This is a genomic window from Achromobacter sp. SD115 (assembly GCF_017355315.1).
GTDB lineage: Bacteria > Pseudomonadota > Gammaproteobacteria > Burkholderiales > Burkholderiaceae_B > Achromobacter > Achromobacter xylosoxidans_B.
Map to the genome: position 1 here is coordinate 54,002 of NZ_JADIJM010000007.1, position 17,186 is coordinate 71,187.

Genomic DNA, 17,186 nt, shown 5'->3' on the forward strand with positions numbered 1-17,186 from the left:
TAAATTGATAATCTGCGCTCCGTTAGCTTGGAGCCAAATGTTGAAAGCGGATCACTCAGTCGGGGCAGGCGCGGATCGCGTGCTGTATGTGCTGGCCACCCTGGCCAGGCATGACGGCCCCCTCAGCATCGCCGCTTTGGCCGAGCAGACCGGCCTGGCGCAAAGCACCCTGTACCGGCAGGTGGCGCTGCTCAAGCGCTGGGGCTTCGTCGCCGAGCACGACGGCGAATACGGTCCCGGCCCGTTGTGCGTGCAACTGGCCTGGGGCTTTGACCAGTCCTCGTTCCTGATCCACGAAGCGCAGCCCGACATGACCGCGCTGGCCGCCGCCTCCGGCGAAACCATAGGCTTGCTGGTGGCGGTCAAGGACCAGGCGGTGTGCCTGGACATGATCGAAAGCCAGCATCCGCTGCGCTGCTCCTTCACCAAGGGGCGCGGCCTGCCGCTGGCGCGCGGAGCCTCCGCCAAGTCGTTGCTGGCCTTCATGCCGCTGGCCCGCCTGCAGGCTGCGCTGACGTATCTGGCGGCCGAGGCCGGCGTGGACGCCGGGCGCCTTGGGCTCGAGCTGGAAGCCATCCGCGCCCAGGGCTACGCCATGACCGACAGCGAGGTCGACGCCGGCGTCTGGGGCGTGAGCGTGCCGATCTTTCAACGCGCCAATCAGGCCGTGGCCTCGATCACGCTGATGGCGCCTTCGACCCGGGCCGCCCAACGGCCCGAGGCATTGACCGAAATGACCGTGGCCGCGGCCCGGCGCATCTCGGCGAAGTTGCAGGCTCATTGAGAGCACTTTTTTCTCCCACGCTCCACCGTACCCATCCGACCGCCGTATCCATATTCCTTAGAGGACCCACCATGACCACTCGCCGCACACTGCTGACCGCCGCCCTGACGCTGGGCCTCGCCTGGAGCGCCGGTCCGGCGTTCGCCCAGGAAACCATCCGCGCCGTGACCGACGCGACTTTCCCGCCGATGGAGTTCGTCAAGGACGGCAAGCGCACCGGCTTCGATATCGAACTGGTGGAAGCCCTGGCCGGCGCCATGGGCAAGAAGGTCGAATGGATCGACATCGACTTCAAGGGCCTGATTCCCGCCCTGCAGGCCGGCCGCGCCGACATCGCCGTGTCGGCCATCTACATCACGCCCGAGCGTGCCAAGGTCGTGGATTTCACCGACCCGTACTACGCGGGCGGCCTGGTCGTCATGACCAAGAAGGACGGTCCGGTCAAGACGCTGAAGGATCTGGACGGCCGCAAGGTGTCGGTGCAGGTGGGCACCAAGTCGGTCAACTATCTGAAGGAACACTACCCGGCGGTGCAGCGCGTGGAAGTCGAGAAGAACCAGGAGATGTTCAACCTGGTGCAGATCGGCCGCGCCGAAGCCGCGGTGACGGGCAAGCCCGCCGCCAAGCTGTTCGCCCAGAGCACGCCTGACCTGACGGTGCTGAACGACCAGATCACCACCGAGGACTACGGCATCGCCGTGCCCAAGAACAAGCCCGAGCTGACCCGTGAACTGAACGCCGCGCTGCAGAAGCTCAAGGCCGACGGCAGCTACCAGGCCATCGTCAACAAGTGGTTCGAGGCTCCCGCGAAATGAACCTGGATTTTTCTCCCGTCTTTGCCGACTTCGGCGCGCTGATCAATGGCGCCGTGGTCACCGTCGAGGTGACCGCGGGCGCCTTGCTGCTGGCCTGCGTCATCGGCCTGCTGGTGGGCGTGGGGCGCCTCAACCCGAAGCGCTACGTCATCTACAACCTGTGCAGCGTCTATCTGCTGCTGTTCCGCGGCACGCCCTTGCTGGTGCAGCTGTTCATCTGGTTCTTTGGCCTGCCGCACTTCGGCATCACCCTGCCGGCGTTCGCCTGCGGCGTGCTGGGCCTGGGCATGTACTCCGGCGCCTACGTGTCGGAAATCGTGCGCGGCGCGATCCAGTCGGTGGACCGCGGCCAGACCGAGGCGGCGCGCTCGCTCGGCATGTCGTCCGGCCAGGCCATGCGCATCATCGTGCTGCCGCAGGCAGTGGTGCGCATGATCCCGCCGCTGGGCAACGAATTCATCGCGCTGATCAAGAACTCGGCCCTGGTGTCGCTCTTGACGATCCACGACCTGATGCATGAAGGCCAGAAGATCATCAGCGTGTCCTATCGCTCGCTGGAAACCTATCTGGTAGTGGCGCTGATTTATCTGATCCTGACCACGGCCACCATGCTGGTGCTGCGCAAGGTTGAACACCGCCTGCGCGCGGGGGGGATGGTGCAATGAACTCCGCAATGAACTCTGCTGCGGCCCGGGCCGCGGACCCGCAAGAAATGATCCGCATCCGCGGCCTGCGCAAATCCTACGGCGACCACGAGGTCCTGAGCGGCATCGACTTCGACGTGCTGCCGTCCCAGGTGGTGGTGGTGATCGGGCCCAGCGGCTCGGGCAAGAGCACCTTGCTGCGCTGCTGCAACGGCCTGGAAGTGGCGCAAGCCGGCACCATCGACATCTGCGGCCAGACCTTGCTGGACCACGGCAAGCTGCTGCCCGAAGCCGAACTCAACCAGCTGCGCATGCAGGTGGGTATGGTGTTCCAGGGCTTCAACCTGTTCCCGCACCTGTCGGTGCTGGACAACGTCACGGTCGGTCCGCGCAAGCTGCGCGGCATGGGCCGCGAAGAAGCCCATGCCCTGGCCGCGGACCTGCTGGACAAGGTCGGCCTGGGCCAGAAGATGTCGGCCATGCCCGCCAGCCTGTCGGGCGGGCAGAAGCAGCGTGTGGCCATCGCCCGCGCCCTGGCCATGCAGCCCAAGGTCATGCTGTTCGACGAGCCGACCTCGGCGCTGGACCCGGAGTTGGTGGGCGAAGTGCTGCAGGTCATGAAGCTGCTGGCCAAGGAAGGCATGACCATGATGGTGGTCACGCACGAAATGGGCTTTGCCCGCGACGTGGCCGACATGGTGGCGGTGATGGACGGCGGTGTGATCCTGGAGTCCGGTTCGCCCGACGTGATCTTTACCCAGCCGCGCGAGGCGCGTACCCGCGAGTTCCTGCAGGCGGTGCTGAGCGCGGGGCAGGGGGCGGCATGAGCGTGGCGCAATTCGACAAAAGCCTGTGGAAGGCCCGCGACGACAGCGCCGAACAAGGCGACACGCGCCGCCTGGCGCATATCGTCGAAGCGGCCGCCGGCCAGGCCCGCAAGGGCGAGGCGGTGCTGCTGGGCTTTGCCTGCGACGCCGGCGTGGCCCGCAACCAGGGCCGCATCGGCGCGGCCGAAGGCCCGCAAGTCATCCGCAAGTTCCTGGCGGGCCTTCCGGCGCACGGCCTCACGCGCCTGCTGGACGCCGGCGACGTGGCCTGCGAGGGCGACCGGCTCGAGGACGCCCAGGAGCAGTTGGGCCTGCGCGTGGCCGAACTGATGGAGCAGGGCGCCCGACCGCTGGTGCTGGGCGGCGGCCACGAGATCGCCTGGGGCAGCTTCCAGGGCCTGGCGCGCTGGCTGGATGCCCGTGGCGACACGGAGCCCGTGCTGGTGCTGAACCTGGATGCGCACTTCGACCTGCGCACCGGGCGGCCCGGCAGTTCCGGCACGCCGTTCGACCAGATCTCGCGTTTTTGCGAGGAACGCGGCCGGGCCCTGCAATACGCCTGCCTGGGCGTATCGCGGCTGGCCAACACGCCGGCGCTGTACGCGCGCGCCGCCGAAGTCGGGGCCATCTGGGTCGAGGACCGCGACATGCAGGAGCGCCATCTGGCGGCCCGGCTGGCCAACGTCGACGCCTTGCTGGCGCGGGCGCGGCACGTCTACCTGACCATAGACCTGGACGTGCTGCCGGCGGCGGTCATGCCGGGCGTGTCGGCGCCGGCGCCCTATGGGGTGCCGCTGACGGTGATCGAGGAAATCGTGCTGCGGGTCAAGGCCAGCGGCAAGTTGCGACTGGCCGACATGGCCGAGTTCAATCCACGCTACGACCAGGACGGTCATGGCGCGCGGGCGGCGGCGCGCCTTGCCTGGCAGTTGTTGAGCGATTGAGCGGACCCGCCTTCATCCTTCGGATGGGGGGGGGCAGGATCAGGCGGGGCGGTTTCCTGGCAGGAAACCGCCCCGTTTTTCATCCCCCTTATGGCGGGTGGCAGGGCTTGCGGCTTATGGCTGGCAGGCTGGACGCTGCCGGCTTGGCGGCTTAGGATAAGGGCAGCATCAGGCTTCGGTTTGCGGCCCGTTCAATCGTCGCAACAGTAATGCGTCCCTAATTAAAATATTTTTGTTTTAAATGGGGACGATATGACTTTCGTGGATAAAATGGCGCAACTTTGTCAGGAGAGCCAGCTCATGTCTCAAACTCCCACCCACGCATTGCCGTCTTATCTGAACGCCGAGGACCTCGGCCCCTGGGGCAACTACCTGCAGCAAGTCGACCGGGTCACCCCGTATCTCGGTTCGCTGGCGCGTTGGGTCGAGACCCTGAAGCGCCCCAAGCGTTCCCTGATCGTCGACGTGCCGATCGAACTCGACAACGGCAGCATCGCCCACTTCGAGGGCTACCGCGTCCAGCACAACACCTCGCGCGGCCCCGGCAAGGGCGGCGTGCGCTTCCACCAGGACGTCACGCTCTCCGAAGTGATGGCGCTGGCGGCCTGGATGTCGATCAAGAACGCCGCGGTGAACCTGCCCTATGGCGGCGCCAAGGGCGGCGTGCGGGTCGACCCGCGCAAGCTGTCCGCTTCCGAACTCGAGCGCATGACGCGCCGCTACACCTCGGAAATCGGCGTCATCATCGGACCCTCCAAGGACATCCCGGCGCCTGACGTGAACACCAACGCCCAGACCATGGCCTGGATGATGGACACGTACTCCATGAACGAAGGCGCCACTGCCACCGGCGTGGTCACCGGCAAGCCGATCGCGCTGGGCGGCAGCCTGGGCCGCGTCGAGGCCACCGGCCGCGGCGTGTTCGTGGTGGGCTGCGAAGCCGCGCGCGACCTGAACATCGACGTGTCCAAGGCGCGCGTGGTGGTGCAGGGCTTCGGCAACGTGGGCGGCACCGCTGCCCGCCTGTTCCATGAAGCCGGCGCCAAGGTCATCGCCGCGCAGGACCACACCGGCACCGTCCACAACGCCGAAGGGCTGGACGTGCACAAGCTGCTGTCCTACGTATCGCAGCATGGCGGCGTGGGCGGCTTCTCCGGCGGCCAGGCCATGGACCGCGACGAGTTCTGGACGCTGGAAACCGAATTCCTGATCCCGGCCGCCCTGGAAAGCCAGATCACCGCTGCCAACGCCGCCAAGGTGCGCGCGAAGATCGTGGTGGAAGGCGCCAACGGCCCGACCACGCCCGAAGCGGACGACATCCTGGCCGAACACGGCGTCTATGTGGTGCCGGACGTGCTGGCCAACGCCGGCGGCGTGACGGTCAGCTACTTCGAATGGGTGCAGGACTTCTCCAGCTTCTTCTGGAGCGAGGACGAGATCAACCAGCGCCTGGAACGCCTGATGCGCGAAGCCTACGCCTCGGTGTCGCAAGTGGCCAAGGAACACAAGGTCACGCTGCGCACGGCGGCGTTCATCGTCGCTTGCACGCGCATCCTGCAAGCGCGCCAGGTGCGCGGCCTGTACCCCTGATACCCGATACGGCGGGGCGTCCCTGGACGCCGCGCCGAGGAGGGCAGGGAGACAAGAACCGCCCCGGCCGCGCCTGTCTGGCATGGCCGGTGGCAAAAACGGAAATCGCCCCGCAAGGGGCGATTTCCATTTGCGCGTCCGCACGCGCACCGCGCATGAATAGCACATCGACATTGCAGGCCTGCGGGTGCCGTGGCCTTGCTGGCGGGCTGTCGGCATGGCGCGACATTCAGCGCCTTTTTCACGGCCTAGGGGATTTCCCAACTTGCGTAACCAGAACTGACATATTGCGTCCCTAGAATCCGTTCCTGCCATGCGCCGGGCGCGCCGCACGCGATGCGTGCCAGCCCGGATGCGCATGTCTGTTCAATCAATGGGAATTTGCAATGAAAAAGACTTTGTTCGTCACCGCCATGCTGGCCGCGTTCGGCGCAACGGCGCAAGCGGAGACCTCGGTGACGCTGTACGGCTTGATCGACACCGGTATCGGCTACCAGCGCATCAAGGGTGATGGCTACCATGAGTCCAAGGTTGGCATGGTCAACGGCGTGTCCAGCGGTTCGCGCTGGGGCCTGCGCGGCGCCGAGGACCTGGGCGACGGCCTGAGCGCCGTGTTCACGCTGGAAAGCGGCTTCAACTCGGCCAACGGCACGTCGGGCCAGAGCAGCCGCCTGTTCGGCCGCCAAGCCACCATCGGCCTGAAGAGCACCTCGTGGGGCCTGTTGGAACTGGGCCGCCAGACCAACATCGCCTCGAAGTACTTCGCCGCGATCGATCCGTTCGGCGGCAGCTACGGCCAGGCCAACATTGGCGTGGCCTTCAGCGCCGCCAACACGGTCCGCTACGACAACATGGTGCAGTACTCGACGCCGTCGTTCAGCGGCGTGCAGTTCGGCATCGGCTACTCGTTCAACGCCGCCGACACGACCGCCGCGCAAACCGGCTTCAAGACCGCCGACAACACCCGCGCCATCACGGCCGGCCTGCGCTATGTCAGCGGCCCGGTGAACGTGGCGCTGACCTATGACCAGCTGAACCCCGCGAACCAGTTGAACACCGACGCCACGCCCAAGTCGTGGATGATCGGCGGCTCGTACGACTTCGAAGTGCTGAAGCTGGCGCTGGCCTACGGCCAGACGCGCGACGGCTGGTTCACCGGCCAGGGCGCCAACGCCTTCGGCAGCGGCAGCCCCGAAGCCAAGGGCTTCGGCACCAACGTGGCGGTGTCGGGCTTCAAGGCCAACTCCTACCTGGTGGGCTTGAGCGTGCCGATCGGCGGCGCCAGCAACATCCTGGCTTCGTGGCAGCGCGCCGATACGGATAGCACCAAGCTGACCGGCGACGACGCCACCATGAACATCTACAGCCTGGGCTACACCTACAACCTGTCCAAGCGCACCAATCTGTACGCCTTGGGTTCGTATGCCACCAACTTCGCGTTCACCGACGGCGTGAAGAGCACCGTGGCCATGGTGGGCGTGCGTCACCGCTTCTAAGACGCAAGGCGCGCAAGGGCGGCGCGTCAGCGTCGCCCTGCCGCCGCGGTTGCACTGAGCGGACTGGGCGTCTTACCCGGCCACAGACGCGAAAAAAGCGGCCACCTCCCTAGCTCCATCCTCAGTCCGCTCAACCGAACCCCGGTTTGATGCCGTACCGAACGCCCGCGTAGACCGCGGGCGTTCCCGCATGCGGCTTATGCGGCAGGCAGCAGTTCAGGCTTCAGGATCCCGCGCAGTTCCGAATAGGGAATGCTCAGCTCGGGTTCGCCATGCGAGTACGGCGCGATGGAATAGGCGTCGTACTTGACCACGATGCCGTCGCGCGTCAGCGCGTAGTTGTCGCTTTCCTGGAACGGCCACATCTTGTTGTAGGCCGCCGGATCGCGGCGCGCATCGGGATTGCTGGCCAGCCATTTGGCATGCGCCTGCCGCAACGCCGCCACGTATTGCGCATGGCGACCCGGTATCAGCGCTTCTTCCAGGCTCATCACGCGGCCATGGCTGCGCTCCCAGTTCAGGTACTGGGTGGCGGGGATGCCATGCGCGGCGCCGGTCAGGAACTGTTCGGTATGTAGTTCGACCGCCACGATGTCGCCCACCGTGTCCTTCACGCTGGCCTTGAAATAGGTGGCGTCGCGCGCGCGCGCCACCGACCAGAAGTACTGCGTGTACTCGGACAGCGTGTCGTAGGGGCCGCGGCGGTTGGCATCGGTGCCGGTCATGTAGGCCAGCACGTGGTCCACCAGCGCGGTGAGCTTGGGGATGCCCGGGAAGGCGACGCTGTCGATTTCGATGCGCGGGCAGTCGCCCTCGCAGCCCGGTTTGCTAGACGCCCACTTGATGCGCTCGGTGGACAGGTCGCCGACTTTTTCCGGCGTGGACGCCGAGGCCGGGCCCTGCGTGGCCAGCGTGATGTCGGCCGGCGGCGTGCTGCTGCAGCCCGCCAGCGCCAGCAGGGCTGCGCCCAGGATGAGACCGCTTATCGCGCCTTGCGGCGTGAATGTGCGACGCATTGAAACTACCTCCAGAAAATCGGTGCCGGGCGGTTCAAGGCACCACGCCGGTCCATTCGGGCGTGGCGAACTTCTCGGCCGCCTGCGCCTGCGCGCGGGCCAGGGTGTCGCTGCCTATCTGCCCCGGGGTGAGACGGTGCAGGCCGGCAAAAGTTTCCACCATGCGGCCGATGATGACTTCGCGCGACAGCCCGGTCTGGGTGCGCAAAGGGTCGACGCGCTTCTTGGCGCTGGTGGTGCCTTTGTCCGACAGCTTCTCGCGGCCGATGCGCAGGACTTCGACCATTTTATCCGCGTCGATGTCGTAGGACATGGTGACGTGATGCAGCACCGCGCCGCCGCGGCGGGCTTGCGCAGCGCCGCCGATCTTGCCGATGTCGGAGGCAATGTCGTTGAGCGGCTGGTACCAGGCCTTGATGCCCAGTCCCTGCAAGGCGGTCAGCACCCAGGCGTCCAGGAAGGCGTAGGACTCCTGGAAGCTCATGCCGTGCACCAGCGCCTGAGGCGCGCTGAGCGAATAGGTGATGGAGTTGCCGGGTTCCATGAACATGGCGCCGCCGCCGCTGACGCGGCGCACGACCTGGATGCCGTGGCGGTGCGCGCCTTCGGGGTCGACTTCGTTCTTGAGCGATTGAAAGCGGCCGATCACGACCGCGGGCGCGGCCCATTCCCAGATGCGCAGGGTGGGCGGGCGCAGGCCGGCGCCGACTTCATCAGTGATGACGGCGTCCAGCGCCATGTGCAGCACCGGGTCTTGCGGCCCTTCATGGATCAGTTGCCAGTCGTAGTCGTTCCAGTCGGTGCGCGTCATGCCAGCGCCCTCCGCAGCACCACGGCGACGGCTTCGGCCGAGAAGCCGAACATTTCGGCATCGGCGGGCAGGGCCGATTGCACGGCCAGCGCCAGTTCCAGTTCGCCGGCGTCGGCCGGCAGGCCGTTCAGGCCGCTATTGATGGCGTCCAGGGCCTCGGGCGGTTCAAGAAAAAAATCGCCGCTGATGCGCACGTCGGCCAGGCGGCCATCGCGCACTTCCAGATCCGCGACGACCAGTTTGCCGCCGGGGACTTTGTATTCGCCATGCATGGGCGCTCCTTGCTGTATCAGTGCCAAAAACTACAGGCTGAGCTTCATGCCGTCGTGGCTGGCCTTGAAGCCCAGGCTTTCATAGAACCTGCGCGCATCGGGCCGGGCGCGGTCGGTGGTCAGTTGCACCAGGCTGCAGCCCTGGATGCGGCATTGCTCGATCGCCCATTCGAACATCTTGCGTCCGAGGCCGGCGCCGCGCGACGACGAGGCGATGCGCACGCTCTCGATCTGCCCGCGCCACTGGCCCAGCCGCGACAGGCCGGGTATGAACGATAACTGCAAACAGCCGACCAGGTTCGAACCCTGTTCGACCACGGCCAGGAATTGATTGGAGTCCTGGCCGATTGCGGCAAAGGCGGCAGCATAGCGCGGGTCCAGCGGCAGCGCGGGATTCTCGCGCGTGGCGCCGAGTTCGTCGTCGGCCAACAGGGCGACGATGCCAGGCAGATCCCCCAGTCGAGCGCGGCGGAAAACCAGTTGCGGGTCGGGCATGGCGGCTCCTTCAGCGCGCGACGTTCTGAGCGGTCTGGCCGAACAGGATGCGACGCGATTCCTCGTCGCCGACGGACGGCGCGGTATTGATGGTGTCGGCCAGCGCATAGGCGCGCTGCGTGGCGGGGCGCGCCGCGATGGCGTCGAACCAGCGCTTCAGGTGCGGAAAGTCGTTCAGGTCCTGGCCCTGCTTGGCGTGCGGCACGATCCAGGGATAGGCCGCCATGTCGGCGATGGAATAGTCGCCGGCGACGAATTCGCGGTCCGCCAGGCGCTTGTTCAGCACGCCGTAGAGGCGGTTGGTTTCCTTGACGTAGCGGTCAATGGCGTAGGCGATGCGCTCTTGCGCGTAGCCCGAGAAATGGTGGTTCTGGCCGGCCATGGGGCCCAGGCCGCCCATCTGCCAGAAAAGCCACTGCGACACTTCGGCGCGGCCGCGCAGGTCGGCGGGCAGGAAGCGGCCGGTCTTCTCGGCGAGATACAGCAGGATGGCGCCCGACTCGAACAAGGAAATCGGCGCACCGCCGCCAGCGGGCGCCTGGTCGACGATGGCCGGAATGCGGTTGTTGGGGGCGATGGCCAGGAACTCGGGCTTGAACTGATCGCCGCGGCCGATGTTCACCGGATGGATCTTGTAGGGCAGGCCGGTTTCTTCGAGGAACAGCGTGATCTTGTGGCCGTTGGGGGTGGTCCAGTAGTAGAGATCGATCATGGGATGTCCTGTGCGTTGCGCCGGCGGCGGCCGGCGCAGGGAAAAGCCATGATAGCGGGGCCGGGTTCGCGGCGGCCCCAATAACCGGGGGGCGGGTACGGATTTGTCCCTTGGGCGTTCCCCGGCCTGTCAGCCGGTTTTCAGGCCGCGCCGGCGCGCGGCCGGCCAGGCATGCGCCAGGTCCAGTTCAGGCTGACGCCCGCCGCCGCCACGAAGATCATGGCCACGCCGGCGATCTGCGTGGCGTCCATGCGATGCCCGTAGACCACGAAGTCCAGCAGGATGGCCACGGCAGGATAGATGAAGCTGAGTGCGGCGGTGGAGGTGGTCGGCAGCTTCTGGATGGCCGAGTACATGAGGATGTACATCAGGCAGGTATGGATCAACCCCAGCGCAACCAGATAGCCCCATTGCAGCGGCGCGGCGGGCAGGGCGTTGAAGTCCGCCATGGGCAGCAGCATCACGGCGCCTAGCGTGACCTGCACCAGTGCCAGGACCTGGGGCGGAATGTGCTTGAGCCGCTTGACGATGATGGCGGTGACCCCATAGAGCGCCGCCGCGCCCAGCCCCAGCATCAGCCCAGACAGATAGGCGCGGCCATCGGCGCCGCCGGCGTCGGACAGGCGCAGCACCAGCATCAGGCCGGCAAAGGCCAGCACCGACCACGCCAGCTTGCCGCGCGTGGGCCGTTCGCCCAGGAACAGCACGCCCAGGCCGATCAGGAAAAACGGCTGCACGTTATAGACCGCGGTGGCCAGCGAAATGGACGCCAGCCGGTAGGCAGAAAACAGCAGCACCCAGTTCAGCACCAGCGCGGCGCCGGCCGCCAGGGCCAGCGCCAGCGTGCGGGCGGTGAACAGGCCGGGCTTGAGCAGGCCGCGCGCCCAGCAATACAGGAACAGCGACAGGGCGCCGAACACGCAGCGGAAGAAAACCACGTTCCAGGCGCTCTGGCCCGACTCCAGCACGAACACCCCGAGGGTGCCGGACAAGGTCATCGCGGCGGCCATCTGGGCCAGGCCCACGCGTTCTGATGAGGGGTTCATGAGGGTTCTCCAGGGGCCTCGCGGCCACGATATTCGATGGAGAAATTATCCCAGGCGGATCACGCTGGTTATATGATCATGATGTGGTGAATCGATTCCGAAACCTTTGTTTAGGTGGAATTTATGCAAAACGACCTAAAAAGTGAAAACCCGGTCCTGGATGGTATCGATCGCCGTCTGGTGGAGACGCTGACGGCCAACGCCCGCACCACCACGGCCGACCTGGCGCGCCAGGTCGGGATGTCCGCGCCCAGCGTGGCGGACCGCCTGCGCAGGCTGGAAGAGTCGGGCGTGATCCGCGCCTATACCCTGGACGTGGACCCGGTGGCGCTGGGCTACACCTTGGAGGCCATCGTCCGCATCCGTCCCTTGCCCGGGCAGTTGCGCCACGTGGAAGGCCTGATCCAGCAGATTCCGGAATTCGTCGAGTGCGACAAGGTCACGGGCGACGACTGCTTCATCGCCCGCGTGGTGCTGCGCTCGATCTCGCACCTGGACGGCATCCTGGAGCGCGTGACCGAGTTCGCGGAAACCAACACCGCCATCGTCAAGGCGCACACGGTGCGCCGCCGGCTGCCGCCGCTGCGATGAAGCCCGCTCAGACCGGCGCGGACAGCGCTTTTTCGATGTCGTCCCGGATGCCGGCTGGCGTGTCGGTGGGCGCGTAGCGCTTGATGACCTGGCCGTCGCGGCCCACCAGGAATTTGGTGAAGTTCCACTTGATGCCCTCGGTGCCGAAGACGCCGGGCTTTTCGCCCTTGAGCCAGCGGTACAGCGGATGGGCGCCGTCGCCGTTGACGTCGATCTTGGCGTAGAGCGGGAAGGTAATGTCGTACTGCGTGCTGCAGAAATTGCGGATCTCGGCTTCGTCGCCGGGTTCCTGGTGGCCGAACTGGTCGCAGGGAAAGCCCAGCACGGCGAAACCGTCGTCGTGGAACGAGCGGTAGAGCTCTTCCAGGCCGGTGTATTGGGGCGTGAAGCCGCACTTGGAGGCCACGTTCACCACCAGCAGCACGCGGCCGCGGTAGGTGTCCAAGGACTGTTCCGTGCCGTCGATGGCGCGGGCGGAGAAATCGTAGAGGGTGCTCATGCGTGCTCCTTGGATCAGGCGTCCGAACGCGAGGGCGTCAGCGCACCGGCTTGTTGTCCAGCGAGTGTAGCCCCGGCGCCGCGGCCGTAGTAGCGCGTGCCCCACAAGGTCAGCAGCAGGACGGCGGCGGTGATGCCGGCCGACATCCAGGGCAGGTCCGTCAGCGGCAGGCCATGGCCCAGTGCCAGGCTGCCCAGCCAGGCGCCGCCCGCATTGCCGAGGTTGAACGCGCCCTGGTTCAGGGTCGAGGCCAGGTTGGGCGCGTCGGCTGCCTGGTCCACGATCAGCATCTGCAGCAACGGCACCACGGCAAAGCCCAGCACGCCCCAGATGAAGGTCACGGCCAGCATGGGCGCCAAGGCGTGGATGGCCTGGCTCAGCGCCAGGAACACCAGCAGCAGGCCGAGGAAAATGCGGCGCAGCGACAGTTCCAGGTTGCGGTCGCCCAGCTTGCCGCCCAAGGTGCTGCCCACCGTCAGCGCCACGCCGAAGAGCAGCAGCACGCCGGTCACGCCGCGCTCGGACACGCCGGTCACTTCGCGCAAGAGCGGCGCGATGTAAGTGAGCACACAGAACAGCGCGGCGGACGCCAGCACGCTGGCGGCCAGCGGCCAGACCACGCGCACGTCGCGCAGCACCTTGAATTCGCGCAGGATGTTGCCGGGCTGCATGGGGATGCGCGCCGGCAGCCAGGCGGCCAGCGCCGCCACGGCCGCCAAGCCGATGCCGCTGACCACCCAGAAGGTCGAGCGCCATCCGGCCACCTGGCCCAGCGCCGTGCCCAACGGCACGCCCAGCACGTTGGCCAGCGTCAGCCCCGTGAACATCAGCGCGATGGCGCTGGCGCGCTGGTTGCGCGGCACCAGGTCCGCGGCCACCACGGCGCCCAGGCCGAAGAAGGCGCCATGGCAGAACGCCGTGAACACGCGCGCGGCCATCAGCAGTCCGTAGTTCGGCGCCAGCGCGCACAGCAGGTTGCCCACCACGAAGGTGCTGGCCAGCCCGATTAGCGTGGCCTTGCGCGGCAGCCTGGCGGTGATGATGGCCATGATGGGCGCGCCTATCACCACGCCCATGGCGTAACCGGTGATCAGCAGGCCGGCGACGTCGATGCTGACCTGCAAGTCCGCGGCGACGTTGGGCAGGAGGCCCATGATGACGAACTCGCTGGTGCCGATGCCGAAAGCGGCAGCGGCAAGTGCGATGAGGTGCAGGGGCATGGGAGAGGAGGCCGGCAATTGGGGGAAGGTCCGGCGGCAAAGAAGAGGCAAGGGCGGAATTCTAGGACAGCGTGGCGCGGGCGCTTGCGGAAGGCCCTATTGCAAATAAGGGTATACCCGGGGTTTTGGGGCGCCGTCGGGGCCATGTCCTGCGCCGGCTGCCGCGCCGCCAAGGGCTTGCGCCGCACGGGGCCATTGCCCGGATTCGCAAGCGACCGTCCTATCATGTGGCATCGGATCGAAATGCGCGCGCCTGTAGGAGAGATTGGCAATGGAAGGAATGATCGAACGCCTGGAAGCGATGCTGGCCAAGGGCACGGACAATATGCTGCTGCGTTTCTCCTTGGGCAAGGCCTATGCGGAGCAGGATTGTTTCGCCGACGCCGAGCCCCATCTGCGCGCGGCGCTGGCGTTCGATCCCGCCTATTCGGTGGCCTGGAAATGGCTGGGCAAGGCCTGCCTGGGACAGGGCGACAAGAGCGGCGCGCGCGCCGCCTGGGAGTCGGGCCTGCAGGCCGCGCAGGCGCGCGGCGATCAACAGGTGGTGAAGGAATTGCAGGTGTTCATCAAGCGCCTGGACAAGGAAGCCGCGGCCGGCGGCTGAAAGCGCACGGCGCGGCAAACGTTGCGCGGGGCATTCCCGCAATAGGCCTAGCTGGCCTGACGCGCGGGCAGCGGCTGGGTGCGCGCGAGCCGGAACACTTCGATGGCGTGGCGCAGGTCCTCGGTCCCGGCGGGCTGCACGCCGCGCTCCGCCGCCGTTTCCGGCGCGTCCGCAATGCCGCTGTGCACATCGCGGGCCAGACCGACCAGGTTTCTGCGCGTGGCCTCCAGCGAAAACCGCAGCGCGCCGGTTTCATCGTCGGGATTGCCGGGCGCCAGCGGCGTACCCAGATTGCCGGCGGCGATCTGCCGCGTGAAGTCGGTGGCGGTGGCCAACAAGCCGGAAAGCGTGCGGGCGTAGGCCCAGCCCGATGCGAAGATCAGGCTGGAGCCGCCGGCCAGCACGGCGGCCGCCAGGGCCAGTTGTTCACCATCCAGGTTGGCCGCCATGCCGTGCAGCGCGAAGCCGCCTGCGGCCAGGAACAATGCGGACGACAGCCCCGCCCAGGTCAGCATGCGCGTGCGTACGCCGGCCGCACGCCAGTCGCGCAAGCGCGCCAGCAAGCCTCCCGGAAGGATCCGCCCCGCGCTCAGCCGCAAGCCGCCCGTGATGCCGGTGCGCAGGCGCCGGTAGGCGCTGTCGGCGGTCTCGATCTGGGCGCGCGTCGGCTTGACGCGCACGCAGGCATAGCAGACGGTCACGCCGCGCTCCATCACCGGGGTGATGCTGGCCAGCGACCAATAGTGGCCGCCATGCTTGCGCCGGTTCTTGATCACGCCGGTCCAGGACTTGCCGCGTTGTATGGTGCGCCACAGGTCGTCGTAGGCGGCCAGCGGCATGTCGGGATGGCGCATGGTGTCATGGCCTTTGCCCATCAGGTCGGCTTGCGTGTAGCCGCTGACCTCCAGGAACGCGGGGTTGGCATAGATGATGCGGCCGCGCGCGTCGGTGCGCGTGATGAGGCACTGCTCGTCGTGCAGCGTGTATTCCTGGTCGTGGACCTGCGGATGGTCGCGCATGCTGTGTCGTCCTGCGATCGGCGTTGGCGGGGAGTCGCAGACCGATCATCCGGGACGCGGCAGGAATCGGCGTTGACCTAGGTCAAGCGGCGCCCACGCCGTTCTCGCGTGCCGCCGAGGCCGGGTGCCTCGGGCGGAGCGCCTCAGGCGGGGGGCAATCCACCAAACGCCTCCAGCGCGCGCAGCCGGCTCTGGGCCAGATCGACGATGGCCAGCGGATAGCCGGCCCCCGCGCGCTCCATCGGGCTGGGATCGTGGATGGCGCGGCTGTCCAGATGCGCCAGTTCCGGCAGCCATTCGCGCAGGAACACGCCGGCGGGATCGAATTTACGCGACTGCGACAACGGATTGAAGATGCGGAAGTAGGGTACCGCGTCCGCGCCCGTGGACGCGCTCCATTGCCAGCCGCCGTTGTTGGCGGCGAGGTCGCCGTCCACCAACTGCGCCATGAACCAGGCTTCGCCCAGCCGCCAGTCGATCAGCAGGTTCTTGGACAGGAACATGGCCGTCACCATGCGCAGACGGTTGTGCATCCAGCCCAGCGCCAGAAGCTGCCGCATCGCCGCGTCGACGATGGGAATGCCGGTCTGGCCTTGCTGCCAGGCGCGCAGGTCGTCCGGCGCATCGCGCCAGGGTACGGCGGCGGTCTCCGGCTTCATGGGCTGGTGCATGGACAGCGCAGGGTGTGCGGCCAACAGATGCTGGTAGAACTCGCGCCACAGCAGCTCGTTGATCCAGGTGGCCGCGCCGCGCTTGCCGCCGTCCACTTCGCCGTGATTGGCCGCTAGCGCCGCGCGCAGGGCCTGGCCCGGCGACAGCACGCCCGCCGCCAGATAGGGCGACAGGCAGCTGGTGGCGGGCAGCGAGGGAAAGTCGCGTTGCTCCTGATAGGCGTCGATGACGCCATCGGCAAACGCTTCGAGCCGTTCGCTGGCCGCATCCTCGCCGGCGGGCCACAGCGCGCGCACGGGGGCGGCGGGTGCCTCGAAACCCTCGAAGGCCGCGGGCAGCGGGTCCGCCGGCCACGGCGGCGGCGTCTGGGCGCGCGGCGCGGGCAGCGCCCGCAGCGGCGCCGTACGCAGGCGTTCGCGGCAGGCCCGCGCGTACGGCGTATAGACGCGGTAGCACTCGCCCTTGCCGGTCAGCACGGTGCCGGGCCGCAGCAGCGAGGCGCCGTGATGCAGCGTCCACTCCACGCCCTGGCTTTGCAGGCGGGCCGCGACCGCGGCATCGCGGCGGCGCTCGTTGACGGCCCATTCGGCGTTGGCGTGGACCTGGCCGATGGCGTGGGTGCGGCAGAAATCGGCCAGCGCATCCGGCGCGTCGCTCCAGTCAGGCACGGCCAGCAGCCGCAGCGGAATGCCCAGGCGGCCGAGTTCCCGCGATAGTTCGCGCAGATTGCGCAGCCAGAAATCGACCTTGGCCGGCGCGTCGCCGTGCAGCCGCCATTGGCCGGGCGCGGCCAGAAACAGGGCGGTGACCGTGCCGGCTTCGGCGGCCGCGGCCAGGGCGGGATTGTCGTGCGCGCGCAGGTCGGTGCGCAGCCAGAGCAACGTGTTCATGGGCGGTCCAGGGCAGGAGGGCGGCGCGCGGGCCGGCGAGGCTGGCATTCTATATTGCGCCGTCCGCGCGGCCGCGCCGGCAGGGCGCGCTTGGAAGACGATGTAAAAACTACGAGTAGATGTGTCCTTGCCTGCAGAGGCCCGCGCAGCGGGCCTCGCAGGGGAATTCGCGCGGCGCGGCCCAATCGCGGCGCTTCGCGGTCAAACCATGAAACACGCTGGCACGCCGGGTATATTGA

At 67.3% G+C, this 17,186-nt stretch carries 19 protein-coding genes; 9 read left to right on the forward strand and 10 right to left on the reverse strand.

All coding sequences use genetic code 11. The features are described from left to right. Window positions 1–37 precede the first annotated feature (37 nt). The 7 genes from IPU70_RS12045 to IPU70_RS12075 all read left to right on the forward strand — a co-directional run bounded on the left by IPU70_RS12045 (window position 38) and on the right by IPU70_RS12075 (window position 7,100). A complete protein-coding gene (locus IPU70_RS12045) occupies window positions 38–784 on the forward strand; it encodes an IclR family transcriptional regulator (protein ID WP_207467542.1) in 747 nt (248 codons plus the stop codon). A gap of 71 nt (window positions 785–855) precedes the next feature. Further along, window positions 856–1,599: a transporter substrate-binding domain-containing protein gene (locus IPU70_RS12050; RefSeq protein WP_013393488.1), complete on the forward strand. Its 744-nt coding sequence runs from the start codon at window positions 856–858 to the stop codon at window positions 1,597–1,599. After that, window positions 1,596–2,264: an amino acid ABC transporter permease gene (locus IPU70_RS12055; protein ID WP_013393489.1), complete on the forward strand. Its 669-nt coding sequence runs from the start codon at window positions 1,596–1,598 to the stop codon at window positions 2,262–2,264. Before IPU70_RS12050 ends, IPU70_RS12055 begins: the two co-directional genes overlap by 4 nt. A gap of 47 nt (window positions 2,265–2,311) precedes the next feature. Further along, on the forward strand, window positions 2,312–3,070 hold the full coding sequence (locus IPU70_RS12060; RefSeq protein WP_162470892.1) for an amino acid ABC transporter ATP-binding protein: 759 nt from the start codon (window positions 2,312–2,314) through the stop codon (window positions 3,068–3,070). Beyond that, complete coding sequence (hutG, locus tag IPU70_RS12065; protein ID WP_207467544.1) at window positions 3,067–4,014, forward strand: formimidoylglutamase; 948 nt, start codon at window positions 3,067–3,069, stop codon at window positions 4,012–4,014. The genes IPU70_RS12060 and hutG overlap by 4 nt, the downstream gene beginning before the upstream one ends. Before the next feature lie 300 nt (window positions 4,015–4,314). Continuing rightward, complete coding sequence (locus IPU70_RS12070; RefSeq protein ID WP_207467546.1) at window positions 4,315–5,604, forward strand: Glu/Leu/Phe/Val dehydrogenase; 1,290 nt, start codon at window positions 4,315–4,317, stop codon at window positions 5,602–5,604. A 386-nt stretch (window positions 5,605–5,990) separates the two neighbouring features. Beyond that, window positions 5,991–7,100, forward strand: a complete 1,110-nt coding sequence (locus tag IPU70_RS12075; protein ID WP_207467548.1) for a porin — start codon at window positions 5,991–5,993, stop codon at window positions 7,098–7,100. A 197-nt stretch (window positions 7,101–7,297) separates the two neighbouring features. Here the strand turns inward: IPU70_RS12075 and IPU70_RS12080 are convergent, their stop codons facing one another. The 6 genes from IPU70_RS12080 to IPU70_RS12105 all read right to left on the reverse strand — a co-directional run bounded on the left by IPU70_RS12080 (window position 7,298) and on the right by IPU70_RS12105 (window position 11,452). Continuing rightward, entirely contained in the window at window positions 7,298–8,116 is an 819-nt protein-coding gene (locus IPU70_RS12080) for an RsiV family protein (RefSeq protein ID WP_207467550.1), read from the reverse strand. A 34-nt stretch (window positions 8,117–8,150) separates the two neighbouring features. Next, window positions 8,151–8,927, reverse strand: coding sequence for a biotin/lipoate A/B protein ligase family protein (locus IPU70_RS12085; RefSeq protein ID WP_207467552.1), 777 nt, complete (start codon window positions 8,925–8,927; stop codon window positions 8,151–8,153). Next, window positions 8,924–9,199, reverse strand: a complete 276-nt coding sequence (locus IPU70_RS12090; RefSeq protein WP_013393496.1) for a lipoate protein ligase C-terminal domain-containing protein — start codon at window positions 9,197–9,199, stop codon at window positions 8,924–8,926. The genes IPU70_RS12085 and IPU70_RS12090 overlap by 4 nt, the downstream gene beginning before the upstream one ends. A 30-nt stretch (window positions 9,200–9,229) precedes the next feature. Continuing rightward, entirely contained in the window at window positions 9,230–9,694 is a 465-nt protein-coding gene (locus IPU70_RS12095; RefSeq protein ID WP_207467554.1) for a GNAT family N-acetyltransferase, read from the reverse strand. A gap of 10 nt (window positions 9,695–9,704) precedes the next feature. Continuing rightward, the gene (locus tag IPU70_RS12100; protein ID WP_207467556.1) at window positions 9,705–10,406 is read right to left on the reverse strand and encodes a glutathione binding-like protein; all 702 of its coding nucleotides are present in this window, start codon (window positions 10,404–10,406) and stop codon (window positions 9,705–9,707) included. Between the two features lie 140 nt (window positions 10,407–10,546). Continuing rightward, window positions 10,547–11,452 (reverse strand): DMT family transporter, encoded by a 906-nt coding sequence (locus tag IPU70_RS12105; protein WP_207467558.1) that lies wholly within the window; start codon window positions 11,450–11,452, stop codon window positions 10,547–10,549. A gap of 123 nt (window positions 11,453–11,575) precedes the next feature. Here IPU70_RS12105 and IPU70_RS12110 point away from each other — a divergent pair, with 123 nt between their 5' ends. Then, a complete protein-coding gene (locus tag IPU70_RS12110) occupies window positions 11,576–12,043 on the forward strand; it encodes an Lrp/AsnC family transcriptional regulator (protein ID WP_013393500.1) in 468 nt (155 codons plus the stop codon). 7 nt (window positions 12,044–12,050) lie between these two features. Here IPU70_RS12110 and IPU70_RS12115 read toward each other — a convergent pair whose 3' ends face one another. After that, window positions 12,051–12,542 (reverse strand): glutathione peroxidase, encoded by a 492-nt coding sequence (locus IPU70_RS12115; protein WP_013393501.1) that lies wholly within the window; start codon window positions 12,540–12,542, stop codon window positions 12,051–12,053. A 14-nt stretch (window positions 12,543–12,556) separates the two neighbouring features. Beyond that, window positions 12,557–13,762, reverse strand: a complete 1,206-nt coding sequence (locus IPU70_RS12120; protein ID WP_207467560.1) for an MFS transporter — start codon at window positions 13,760–13,762, stop codon at window positions 12,557–12,559. Between the two features lie 271 nt (window positions 13,763–14,033). Here IPU70_RS12120 and IPU70_RS12125 point away from each other — a divergent pair, with 271 nt between their 5' ends. Next, on the forward strand, window positions 14,034–14,366 hold the full coding sequence (locus IPU70_RS12125; RefSeq protein ID WP_013393503.1) for a tetratricopeptide repeat protein: 333 nt from the start codon (window positions 14,034–14,036) through the stop codon (window positions 14,364–14,366). Between the two features lie 47 nt (window positions 14,367–14,413). Here the strand turns inward: IPU70_RS12125 and IPU70_RS12130 are convergent, their stop codons facing one another. Both IPU70_RS12130 and phrB read right to left on the reverse strand, forming a co-directional pair. Then, window positions 14,414–15,385, reverse strand: coding sequence for a PAS domain-containing protein (locus IPU70_RS12130; RefSeq protein ID WP_207467562.1), 972 nt, complete (start codon window positions 15,383–15,385; stop codon window positions 14,414–14,416). A gap of 143 nt (window positions 15,386–15,528) precedes the next feature. Beyond that, window positions 15,529–16,947, reverse strand: a complete 1,419-nt coding sequence (phrB, locus tag IPU70_RS12135) for a deoxyribodipyrimidine photo-lyase (RefSeq protein ID WP_207467564.1) — start codon at window positions 16,945–16,947, stop codon at window positions 15,529–15,531. Window positions 16,948–17,186 lie beyond the last annotated feature (239 nt).

Coding starts and splice junctions, on each gene's coding strand:
- IPU70_RS12085 (WP_207467552.1), bottom strand. CDS start 8,927: ATGACGCGCACCGACTGGAACGACTACGACTGGCAACTGATCCATGAA.
- hutG (WP_207467544.1), top strand. CDS start 3,067: ATGAGCGTGGCGCAATTCGACAAAAGCCTGTGGAAGGCCCGCGACGAC.
- IPU70_RS12100 (WP_207467556.1), bottom strand. CDS start 10,406: ATGATCGATCTCTACTACTGGACCACCCCCAACGGCCACAAGATCACG.
- IPU70_RS12115 (WP_013393501.1), bottom strand. CDS start 12,542: ATGAGCACCCTCTACGATTTCTCCGCCCGCGCCATCGACGGCACGGAA.
- IPU70_RS12045 (WP_207467542.1), top strand. CDS start 38: ATGTTGAAAGCGGATCACTCAGTCGGGGCAGGCGCGGATCGCGTGCTG.
- IPU70_RS12125 (WP_013393503.1), top strand. CDS start 14,034: ATGGAAGGAATGATCGAACGCCTGGAAGCGATGCTGGCCAAGGGCACG.
- IPU70_RS12095 (WP_207467554.1), bottom strand. CDS start 9,694: ATGCCCGACCCGCAACTGGTTTTCCGCCGCGCTCGACTGGGGGATCTG.
- IPU70_RS12075 (WP_207467548.1), top strand. CDS start 5,991: ATGAAAAAGACTTTGTTCGTCACCGCCATGCTGGCCGCGTTCGGCGCA.
- IPU70_RS12120 (WP_207467560.1), bottom strand. CDS start 13,762: ATGCCCCTGCACCTCATCGCACTTGCCGCTGCCGCTTTCGGCATCGGC.
- IPU70_RS12130 (WP_207467562.1), bottom strand. CDS start 15,385: ATGCGCGACCATCCGCAGGTCCACGACCAGGAATACACGCTGCACGAC.
- IPU70_RS12080 (WP_207467550.1), bottom strand. CDS start 8,116: ATGCGTCGCACATTCACGCCGCAAGGCGCGATAAGCGGTCTCATCCTG.
- IPU70_RS12050 (WP_013393488.1), top strand. CDS start 856: ATGACCACTCGCCGCACACTGCTGACCGCCGCCCTGACGCTGGGCCTC.
- IPU70_RS12105 (WP_207467558.1), bottom strand. CDS start 11,452: ATGAACCCCTCATCAGAACGCGTGGGCCTGGCCCAGATGGCCGCCGCG.
- phrB (WP_207467564.1), bottom strand. CDS start 16,947: ATGAACACGTTGCTCTGGCTGCGCACCGACCTGCGCGCGCACGACAAT.
- IPU70_RS12090 (WP_013393496.1), bottom strand. CDS start 9,199: ATGCATGGCGAATACAAAGTCCCCGGCGGCAAACTGGTCGTCGCGGAT.
- IPU70_RS12055 (WP_013393489.1), top strand. CDS start 1,596: ATGAACCTGGATTTTTCTCCCGTCTTTGCCGACTTCGGCGCGCTGATC.
- IPU70_RS12110 (WP_013393500.1), top strand. CDS start 11,576: ATGCAAAACGACCTAAAAAGTGAAAACCCGGTCCTGGATGGTATCGAT.
- IPU70_RS12070 (WP_207467546.1), top strand. CDS start 4,315: ATGTCTCAAACTCCCACCCACGCATTGCCGTCTTATCTGAACGCCGAG.
- IPU70_RS12060 (WP_162470892.1), top strand. CDS start 2,312: ATGATCCGCATCCGCGGCCTGCGCAAATCCTACGGCGACCACGAGGTC.